Source organism: Rudaea sp. (genome assembly GCF_036383415.1).
Lineage (GTDB): Bacteria > Pseudomonadota > Gammaproteobacteria > Xanthomonadales > Rhodanobacteraceae > Rudaea.
This window is the reverse complement of the sequence record NZ_DASVOK010000310.1, coordinates 1-9,261: the sequence shown is the minus strand read 5'-3', so window position 1 is coordinate 9,261 and position 9,261 is coordinate 1. Positions and strand designations below refer to the sequence as shown.

10 protein-coding genes are annotated in these 9,261 nt (G+C 64.0%); 5 read left to right on the top strand and 5 right to left on the bottom strand.

The annotated features are described in order from the left end of the window. From VF497_RS11675 to VF497_RS11665, 3 genes are all read left to right on the top strand, one after another. A partial coding sequence (locus tag VF497_RS11675) for an SDR family oxidoreductase (RefSeq protein ID WP_330888870.1) occupies window positions 1-804 on the top strand: 804 nt, incomplete at its 5' end. Window positions 805-807: 3 nt separating this feature from the next. Further along, window positions 808-2,229 carry an ATP-dependent RNA helicase DbpA gene (gene dbpA, locus VF497_RS11670; protein WP_330888867.1) on the top strand — a complete coding sequence of 474 codons (1,422 nt, stop codon included), beginning with the start codon at window positions 808-810 and terminating at the stop codon, window positions 2,227-2,229. A gap of 4 nt (window positions 2,230-2,233) precedes the next feature. Further along, window positions 2,234-2,827 carry a DUF1415 domain-containing protein gene (locus tag VF497_RS11665; protein ID WP_330888865.1) on the top strand — a complete coding sequence of 198 codons (594 nt, stop codon included), beginning with the start codon at window positions 2,234-2,236 and terminating at the stop codon, window positions 2,825-2,827. A gap of 311 nt (window positions 2,828-3,138) precedes the next feature. Here the strand turns inward: VF497_RS11665 and VF497_RS11660 are convergent, their stop codons facing one another. The 3 genes from VF497_RS11660 to rluF all read right to left on the bottom strand — a co-directional run bounded on the left by VF497_RS11660 (window position 3,139) and on the right by rluF (window position 4,845). Beyond that, window positions 3,139-3,309, bottom strand: coding sequence for a hypothetical protein (locus VF497_RS11660; RefSeq protein WP_330888872.1), 171 nt, complete (start codon window positions 3,307-3,309; stop codon window positions 3,139-3,141). Window positions 3,310-3,459: 150 nt separating this feature from the next. Further along, window positions 3,460-3,945 carry a hypothetical protein gene (locus tag VF497_RS11655; protein ID WP_330888862.1) on the bottom strand — a complete coding sequence of 162 codons (486 nt, stop codon included), beginning with the start codon at window positions 3,943-3,945 and terminating at the stop codon, window positions 3,460-3,462. 141 nt (window positions 3,946-4,086) lie between these two features. Then, complete coding sequence (gene rluF / locus VF497_RS11650) at window positions 4,087-4,845, bottom strand: 23S rRNA pseudouridine(2604) synthase RluF (protein ID WP_330888860.1); 759 nt, start codon at window positions 4,843-4,845, stop codon at window positions 4,087-4,089. Between the two features lie 77 nt (window positions 4,846-4,922). Between rluF and VF497_RS11645 the strand changes: the two genes are divergently transcribed. Further along, window positions 4,923-5,696, top strand: coding sequence for a DUF4440 domain-containing protein (locus tag VF497_RS11645; RefSeq protein ID WP_330888858.1), 774 nt, complete (start codon window positions 4,923-4,925; stop codon window positions 5,694-5,696). A gap of 25 nt (window positions 5,697-5,721) precedes the next feature. On the opposite strand, the gene VF497_RS11640 is transcribed toward VF497_RS11645, so the two are convergent. Both VF497_RS11640 and VF497_RS11635 read right to left on the bottom strand, forming a co-directional pair. Beyond that, on the bottom strand, window positions 5,722-7,104 hold the full coding sequence (locus tag VF497_RS11640; RefSeq protein WP_330888856.1) for an alpha-L-fucosidase: 1,383 nt from the start codon (window positions 7,102-7,104) through the stop codon (window positions 5,722-5,724). Continuing rightward, a complete protein-coding gene (locus VF497_RS11635) occupies window positions 7,101-8,570 on the bottom strand; it encodes an alpha-L-fucosidase (protein WP_330888854.1) in 1,470 nt (489 codons plus the stop codon). The genes VF497_RS11640 and VF497_RS11635 overlap by 4 nt, the downstream gene beginning before the upstream one ends. Before the next feature lie 250 nt (window positions 8,571-8,820). Here VF497_RS11635 and VF497_RS11630 point away from each other — a divergent pair. Further along, window positions 8,821-9,261 (top strand): copper homeostasis protein CutC (locus VF497_RS11630; protein ID WP_330888852.1); only part of this gene is annotated, 441 nt, incomplete at its 3' end.

The following is a 9,261-nucleotide window of genomic DNA, read 5'->3' as shown; positions in this document are numbered from 1 at the left end:
GCACTGGTGACCGGCGCTTCCGCCGGTATCGGCGCGGAGTTCGCCCGCCAGCTCGCCGCATCGGGCCATGCGCTCGTGCTGACCGCGCGCCGCGCCGACCGCCTCGCCGCACTCGCCGACGAATTGAGAACCGCCTACGGCGTGCAGGTCGACTGCATCGCCGCCGATCTCGCCGATCCGCACACGCCAGCCGCGCTCTGCGACGAACTCTCGCGTCGCGGTCTCGCGATCGACGTGCTGATCAACAACGCCGGTTACGACGTGCCCGGTTCGCTGACCTCGCAGCCGTGGCAGGTGCATGCGGATTTCATCCAGGTGCTGATGACCGCGCCGGTCGAACTCGCCTACCGCCTGCTGCCGGGCATGCGCGAGCGCGACTACGGGCGCATCGTCAATGTTGCCTCGCTCGCCGGTCACGTGCCAGCGCCGGCCGGGCACACGCTGTACGCGGCGAGCAAGGCCTATCTGATCAAGTTCTCGCAGGCGCTCGCGCTCGAGAATCGCGGCAGGAACGTGCACGTCTGCGCGCTCTGCCCCGGCTTCACCTATTCCGAATTCCACGACGTCACCGGTTCGCGCGCCCTGGTTTCGCAGATGCCGAAGTGGTTGTGGATGCAGGCCGACCGCGTCGTGCGCGAAGGTCTGGCCGCAGTTGAGCGCGGTGACGCCGTCTACATTCCCGGCCGCGTCAATCGCACGATCAAAGGCCTGATCAAACTGCTGCCCGATTCCGTCGGCCTGCGCATGGCCGCGCGCGAGGGCCGCAAATTCCGCGTCGCCGACGACGCTTCGCCAAGCACCTGACGCATGTCCGATTTTTCCTCGCTCGATCTCGCCGCGCCCTTGCTCAAGGCGCTGACCACACAGAACTTCACCACGATGACGCCGGTGCAGGCGCAGAGCCTGCCGCCGATGCTGGCTGGTCGCGACCTCATCGCGCAAGCGCCAACCGGCAGCGGCAAGACCATCGCCTTCGGCCTCGGCCTGCTGCAGCACCTCGATCCAGGTTTCGTCAAACCGCAGGCGCTCGTGCTCTGCCCGACGCGCGAACTCGCCGACCAGGTCGCGAAGGAAATCCGCCGTCTCGCCTTCGACATTCCCAATCTGAAAGTGCAAACCCTGACCGGCGGTGTCGCGCTCGCGCCGCAGCTCGCATCGCTGCGCAAGGATTCACACGTCGTCGTCGGCACGCCGGGGCGCGTGCAGGAGATGCTGCGCAAGCATGCGCTCAGCCTCGCCAAGCTGCGCACGCTCGTGCTCGACGAGGCCGACCGCATGCTCGACATGGGCTTCGAGGAAGCGATCCGCGAGATCGTCGGCAAGACGCCGCCATCGCGGCAGAGCCTGTTGTTCTCGGCGACGTTCCCTGACGCGATCCGCGAGATCGCGCGCAACACGTTGCGCGATCCGGTCGAAGTGACGATCGCGGGCGAAGTCGAGCAGCCCGAGATCGACGAGCGCTTCTTCGAGATCGACCTCGCGCGCAAGCCCGCCGCGCTCGTCGCGCTGCTGCTGCAACACCAACCCGAATCGACCGTCGTGTTCTGCAACACGCGTCGCGACGTCGACGACGTGACCGAAGCGCTCGGCGACGACGGCATCGCCGCGCTCGCGCTGCATGGCGACATCGACCAGCGCGATCGCGACGAAGTGCTCGTGCGCTTCGCCAACCGCTCCTGCCGCGTGCTCGTCGCCAGCGACGTCGCTTCACGCGGACTCGACATCAAGGACCTCGCCGCAGTGGTCAACTACGAGCTGCCGCATGACATCGACAGCTACCGCCATCGCATCGGCCGCACCGCGCGCGCGGGCAAGACCGGGCTAGCGCTCAACCTGGTCACGCCGCGCGAAATGCATCGCGCGCACGAGCTGGAAAAACTCGAGTTGGAGCGTGTTGGATTTCTTTCGCGCGAGGCGCGCGAAAAGTATCCCGCCGCGAAACTGCAATGGTCGAAACTGCCCGCAGCGAACGCGAAGGCGAAGGACGGTTTACCCGCGGCGATGGCGACCCTGCGCATCGATGGCGGCAAGACCGACAAGCTGCGCGCCGGCGACATCCTCGGCGCGCTGACCGGCGACGCTGGTCTGAAAGGCGATGCGATCGGCAAGATCGACATCTTCCCGACGCGTTCCTACGTCGCCGTTGCACGCAGCCTCGCCGACAAGGCGCTGAATCGGCTGCGCGCAGGCGGAATCAAGGGACGCAAGTTTCGCGTGGTGCGGATTTGATCCGATGAATGCCTCTGCGTCGCAAACGAATTCAACCGACGCGAATGCGGACGCGGACGTCATCCATGTCACTGAACAATGGATCGCGCGCGCCGTGATCGGATTGAACCTGTGCCCGTTCGCGCGCGCGCCCCTAGCGCAGCAGCGCGTGCGCTTTTGCGTCAGCCATGCGGACAACGAAGACGCGTTGCTCGATGATTTATGCGAGGAACTTGTCGCACTGCAAAATGCCGATCCGCAAATTTGCGAAACGACGCTGCTGATTCATCCGCACGTGCTGACCGAGTTTCTCGACTACAACGATTTTCTTGATGCGGCGGAAACGGCGGTACAGGTGTTGGGGCTGGAGGGCGAATTGCAGGTCGCCAGTTTTCATCCCGGCTATCAATTTGCCGATACCGATGCGGATGCGATCGAGAATTGCACCAATCGCTCGCCCTACCCCATCCTGCATCTGCTGCGCGAATCGAGCATCGAACGCGTGCTGGAATCGATCGTCGATCCGGACGAAATCCATCGTCGCAACATCGCTACCTTGCGCAAGCTCGGCCGTGCCGGGTGGCGGGCTCTGATGGGCGCCGACGATAGCGCGAAGTGAACTGCGTTCGCTTCGCCGCGACTCGCGTTGCATACCGTCACGACCTGGCGCAAGCTTCGCTTTCTCACATTCGCCGCGTCACCAATGACAACCCAAGGAGATCGACATGAGCAAAGGCATGAACCAGAAAAAAGACGCGAAGAAAAAACCGGCCAAGACCATGAAGGAGAAAAAGGCCGAGAAGGACGCAAAGAAGTCGGCGAAACGCTAGCGCGTTGATTGCACGCGGGCTCGACGCGGAGCTTCGGCCCACGTGGCCTCGCTCGCAGCGCGAGAACGGGCGCTGCGCGCAACGACGCTGCCCGAACTGATCAATTCGGCACGGATTTCTCGTTCTCGCCCGCGGAGGAATCCGCGGGCTTTTCCTGCGCGGCGTCCACGTCGTTTTTTGTGCGCTTCTTCAGCCGCTTCTCGTCCTGCAGTTTCTTTTTGGCCAGATCGCGCTGGCGCTTGTCGTACTGGTAGTTGGGTTTCATTGCCACGCTTGAGATCGCTCGCTTAATTCGACGGAATGGCAAGTGTGCCCCAAATGCCGCGCAATATCTCCGGCTCGTGAGTGGCAGCGGCAAGAGCCGTTTTACCCCTCCGTGCGCTGCCTAGGAAAACGACTCGACCCACAGAAGCCGGAACGCTCAAGCCATCCCGAGCAGCTTCTCCACTTGCACCAGCACCGTCTCGGCATAGTCGGCGCCCTTGCCCTTCGCGACCAGCTTGCGATAGTCGGGGAACAGCGCGCGCAGCTCGGCGGCGGTGTAGCAGTGCTCGATCTTGAGCGTGAAGCGGAACGCGGCGATGCCGCCGAACACGCCGACCGATCCGACCGCGGTGTCGTTGAGCAGCTGTCGCGCCTGCTGCAGCGGCGTGATGCCTTCGCCGGCGACGAGCTTGGGCATTTCCACCTGCGCGTCGGGAATATCGACGAGGCCGAGCGCATGCAGTTCGTCGAGCGCGGCAACCGTCGCTTCGTGGGTCTTGAACACGTGGGTCAGCTCGGCGACGCTGCGTTCGCCGTTGGTTTCGATCAGCAATGCGCGCAGTTGCCAGGAGAGCTTGTGTGCGCGCGAATCGATTTCGCGCCGGCCGGCATCAGTCTTCTGCGGAACCTGGTTCGACAGCATCGCTCGTCTTCCCCTTGACTTGCTCGTACCGACGCGACCGTCGGGCCATGTCCGGCCGAGCCGTTCTCCACCTGCATTATGTTGCGAGGCGCGCTCACGCGCACGGGAAAATCTGCGGAATGGCTCACGCTTTCAGCAAGCTCACCACTCCGTCCGCTGCGGCAGCAGCCCGCGCAACTCCTGCTCGGTCAGGTTGCGCCACTGGCCGAGACGGAGCGCACCGAGCTTGACGTTGACGATGCGCACGCGGCGCAGTTGCGTCACGCGATAGCCGAACGCCTCGCTCATCAGGCGGATCTGCCGGTTGAGTCCCTGCGTGAGCACGATGCGGAAGCCGAACTTGGCGATGCGCGCGGTCTTGCACGGCTTGGTCATCTGCCCGTGTACGCGCACTCCGCGCGCCATGCCGGTGAGGAACTCGGGCGTCACCGGCTTGTTCACTCCGACCAAATATTCCTTTTCGTGGTTGTTTTCCGCGCGCAGGATCTCGTTGACGATGTCGCCATTGCTCGTGAGCAGAATCAGGCCTTCGGAATCCTTGTCGAGGCGGCCTATCGGAAAGATGCGCTCGGCGTGGTCGACGAAGTCGACGATGTTGCCCTTGACCTCGTGCTCGGTCGTGCAGGTGATGCCGACCGGCTTGTTCAGCGCGATGTAGACGTGCTTGCGTCCGCGCGCACCGCTGCGCCGCTGGAGCAGCGGCTGGCCATCGATCAAGACTTCGTCGCCTTCCTCGACCTGGCTGCCGATGCCGCCGGGCTTGCCGTTGAGAGTGACGCGTTTTTCCGCAATCAGGCGGTCGGCTTCGCGCCGCGAACAGAAGCCGGTCTCGGCGATGTATTTGTTCAGTCGCTTCGACAGCGGTTTCGTCGGCGTGGAATCGGTTTCGTCGGAAATCATGCTTCCTGCGGATGCCAAGGGAATACGCAAAGTATAGGCTGCCACGACCATCCCTCGCGCAACCTGGAGTCCTTGCGATGAAATCCGCCCTTGCCTTCTTCGCACTCTCGCTTGCCACGACGACTGTTTGCGCCGAAACGCCACCGGCTGATGTCGAAGCGGCGGTGCGCGCCGCGGACGAGGCGTTCTGGAAAACCTACAACACCTGCGACCTGGCCACGGCAGGCGATTACCTCACCGTCGACATCGAGTTCTACCATGACAAGGGCGGCTTGACGAAATCGCGCGCAGAGCTGGTCGATTCGATCAAGAAGAACATCTGCGGCAATCCGGACCAGCGTGTGCGCCGCGAAGCAGTCGCGGGTTCAGTGCAGTTCTATCCAATGGCGGGCAACCGTGCGTTGCTGATCGGCGATCACCGCTTCTACATCACAGAACCCGACAAACCCGAATACCTGACCGGTCAGGCGAAATTCGACGATCTATGGGAATACGTAGACGGCCGCTGGCGCATGAGTCGGGTGTTCAGCTACTCGCACAGCGGCGTGACGTACACGCCGCCTGCGGCAATCGAGCTGTCCGTCGCAGCACTCTCGAAGCTGGCCGGGCGCTACGCGAGCAGGCAAGGCGGCGATATCACCGTCGCCGTCGACGGATCGCACCTTAAGCTGAGCTCCGGTTCGCACTCCTTTGCAATCTTCGCGCTGTCGCCTACGCAATTCTTTGCCAAGGAACGCGACTTGCGCTTCGAGTTCTCGGCGCCGAAGGGCGGCGCGATCGATCGCATCTTCGTGCGCGAGAACGGCAACGTCGTCGACGAAGCTCGGCGCCAGCCGGGCGAATCGAAATAACTTTCCGTCAGTGCGCCAGCGGCGCTCAAACCGCGCTGCCCGTATACGCCGCAACGCGCAGCGGCAACGGCGGCGCGATCGCATCGAGGACGGTCACGCGCAGCTTGCGCAACTGCGGCGAGACTATGCGATCGAGTTTGCAGGCACCAATCGTCGAGCCTTGCGCGAGTTCTTTCCAATCGCTGCCCATCGCGCCGTGCAGCACGTGGCGCGACACGCGCTGGCCCTGCTCGATGTCTTCGGCGAGGCGCACGATGCCAACCGGCTGCGCCTTGCCGAGATCGACTTCGGCGACGGCGCTGCGTTCGCCGGTTCTTTTCCACACGACTTTTTTATCCGCAGCGAGATCGTGCGCGAACAAGGCGTCGCGCGACGTGCGCCATTCGTGCAGGCGCGCGACATCATTCTCGTGGAACAGGCCCTCGCGCGTCGGCGGCACATTGAGCAGCAGCTTCGAATTGTGCCCGACCGAGTTGAACCAGATTTCGTTCAACGCTTCGACGCTCTTGACCTTGTCGTCCTCGGTCGCGTGATGGAACCAGCCCGGCCGGATCGACACGTCGGCTTCGGCCGGACGCCAGATCGTGCCGGCGGAATCGCCGTGCAGCAACGCGTCGCTCACGTCAGGACTGTCCGCTCCCGGGTACGGCACGCGTGCGGGATTCACCATTGCCCAGTTCGGATAGCCAGCCATGCCCTTTTCGTTGCCGCACCAGCGCACATCGGGTCCCGCGTCGGAAAACATAACCGCATTCGGCTGCAGCTTGCGCACGAGCGCATGGATGCGCGGCCAGTCGTAGGCCTGGCGCTTGCCGCTCGGACCTTCGCCGTTGGCGCCGTCGAACCACATCTCGTGGATCTCGCCGTAGCGCGTGAGCAGTTCGGTCAACTGCTCGCAGTAGAAATCGTTGTAGTGATCACCGCCGTAAACCGGCGAGTTGCGATCCCACGGCGAACAGTACAGGCCGACGCGCAGGTTCTCGGCGCGGCAGGCATCGGCGAACTCGCGCACGACATCGCCTTTGCCGCCGCGCCACGGACTGCTCTCGACGGAATGCTTCGTGGTCTTGGTCGGGAACAGGCAGAAGCCGTCGTGATGCTTCGCGGTCAGGATCATCGCACGCGCGCCGGCCTCGCGCGCGCTGCGCGCCCACTGGCGCGCGTCGAGCGCAGTCGGGTTGAAGATCGTCGGGTCTTCGTTGCCCAGCCCCCACTCGCGATCGGCGTAAGTGTTGACACCAAAGTGTACGAACATCGCCAGCTCGTCGCGCTGCCAGAGCAGTTGGCTCGATGTCGGCCGCGGCAGCGCCGTGGCATCGGCCATCGCGCGTGCACACGACCACGGCGACGCTGCGGTTGCGATCAGGGCACCGGCGGAAGCGAGAAAATTGCGACGGGAAACATTCACGGTGCAGATTCCTTCTTGGTCGAAACGGGCAGCAGTTGCACAGCGTCGAAATCCAGCCCCAAATCTTCAGCCGGAAACGCGGGTCGCATCAAACGTATCGTCAATGGCATCGTGCGCGTTGCCGGCAACTCGAATGGTCCGAAATCGGTGGAAAGCCCTTGCGCCTCGCCCTGATCGCGCAGCTGATTGCCGACCGCGATGCAATAGCGCGCGTTGGCGGGCGAGCTGGCGCCTTCGAAATGCAGCATGACCGTGCGCGCCGTCGGCGAAGAAACAGCGGCCGAAAGCAACACTGTCGTCGGGTACTGCGTCGTGTAGCCGTTGCGAAAACCGAAGCTCGTTCCCGCCGACCAATCGTTGCGCGCGATCCGTATCGAGCCGTCCGCGGCGGCGGCGACGACTTTTTCCGGTGCGCTCGAACGTCCAATATCGAGCGCGCCCGGATGCGCACGCAGCCACGCGCCGATGCCGCGCAGCACCTGCGCCTCGAACGGCACGACCGAGCCATCGCCCATTGGCCCGATGTTGAGCAGATAATTGCCACCGTGCGCGCGCGCTTCGGTCAATCCGTGCACGAGCTCTCGCACCTTGCCGTCGACATCCCCGCGCTTCTGCCAGCTGCGATAGCCCCAGGTCTCGTGGTAGATCGACGCCGGCACTTCGAACGGTGGCTGCAGGTCCGGTGGCGGCACCTCGTTGTCGCCGAGCGTGACGAAGTCGCCGACGTTGTTCCAGATGCGCCCGTTGATCGCCGCCTGCGGCTGCAGCTCGCGCACGATCGCGGCGAACTTGCGGCTCTGTTCGGGCGTCGGCGACGACATGTCGAACCAGACTTCGGCGATAGTCCCGTAGTTCGTCATCAGTTCGCGCAGCTGCTGCTCGATCATCGGCTCCATCGCAACCGGGATCGGATTGTTGTTGTCGGGGTCGAACGCGTGCCCCGCATACCAGTCGACGAGCGAGAAATACACGCCGAAGCCGAGCCCGATCCTGCGACATGCGGTCGACAGCAGCTTGAGTGGATCCTTGCCGAACGGCGTGCGCTTGACGATGTTGTAGTCGGTCGACTGCGTGTCGAACATCGCGAAGCCGTCATGATGCTTGCTCGTGACGAGGATGTGGCGCGCGCCCGCGTCCTTCGCCAGCGCGCAGATTGCATCGGCGTCGAACTTCGCCGCGCTGAAGCGCTCGGCCACCTTTGCATAGTCCGCAGCCGGGATGTTCGCGAAGCTCTGGATCTGTTCGGCATAGCCCTTGGTCACCCGCTTGCCCTGCCAGACGCCGCCGAGTTCCGAATACAGACCCCAGTGGATAAACATGCCGAAGCCGAGCTTGCGCCAGGCTTCGATGTTCGGGGCGAGAACGAGCGCGCCGTGATCGACGACGGCAGGCTGCTGCGCCGGAGGTTTCTCCGTGGCCGCGACCGACGTCGCCAGCGCGGCGAGCAGCGAGATGAGGGGCAACATGGACTTCAGGCGCACGGCGACTCCACAAGTGGATTCTTCTGTGTTCGGATCGATCCAGCGGCACCGTCGCGACGCGAATGGTGCAATGCAGTGTTTACCTGTATCACGAAAATGATAAAGTCCGTCGCGTTCTTTGGATCGATCCAAATAAAGGAATAACCGATTTCCTGCAAAGATGCACGCCGCACGACGGCATGCCAAGTTCGACGTATCGCCCTGCTCCGCCGGCTCATTGTCTCATCGATCACCCATGCCTCTGCTCGAAATCGCCGCCGCCTCGATCGCCTCCGCCCTCGCCGCACAGGAAGGCGGCGCCGACCGCATCGAGCTCTGCGCCAACCTGCGCGAGGGCGGCACGACGCCGTCGCACGGCACGCTGGTCGAGGCGCGCAAGCGGCTGCGCATCCCGATCCACGTGCTGGTGCGTCCGCGCGGCGGCGATTTTCTCTACGACGAAGCCGAAGCTGCAAATATGATGAGTGACATCGAAGACTGCGTGCGCAGCGGTGCCGACGGCGTCGTCATCGGTGCGCTCGACGCGGACGGCAACGTCGACGTCGCGCTGTGCCGGCGTCTCGTCGCGGCGGCCGGCAAACTCGACGTCACCTTCCATCGCGCGTTCGACGCGGCACGCGATCCGACCGCAGCGCTCGAAGACATCATCGCGCTCGGCTGCGCGCGCGTGCTCACC

What these genes read in the sequence shown, in the direction of transcription:
- dbpA (WP_330888867.1), top strand. Translation starts at nt 808, where the DNA reads ATGTCCGATTTTTCCTCGCTCGATCTCGCCGCGCCCTTGCTCAAGGCG.
- VF497_RS11665 (WP_330888865.1), top strand. Translation starts at nt 2,234, where the DNA reads ATGAATGCCTCTGCGTCGCAAACGAATTCAACCGACGCGAATGCGGAC.
- VF497_RS11655 (WP_330888862.1), bottom strand. Translation starts at nt 3,945, where the DNA reads ATGCTGTCGAACCAGGTTCCGCAGAAGACTGATGCCGGCCGGCGCGAA.
- rluF (WP_330888860.1), bottom strand. Translation starts at nt 4,845, where the DNA reads ATGATTTCCGACGAAACCGATTCCACGCCGACGAAACCGCTGTCGAAG.
- VF497_RS11645 (WP_330888858.1), top strand. Translation starts at nt 4,923, where the DNA reads ATGAAATCCGCCCTTGCCTTCTTCGCACTCTCGCTTGCCACGACGACT.
- VF497_RS11635 (WP_330888854.1), bottom strand. Translation starts at nt 8,570, where the DNA reads ATGTTGCCCCTCATCTCGCTGCTCGCCGCGCTGGCGACGTCGGTCGCG.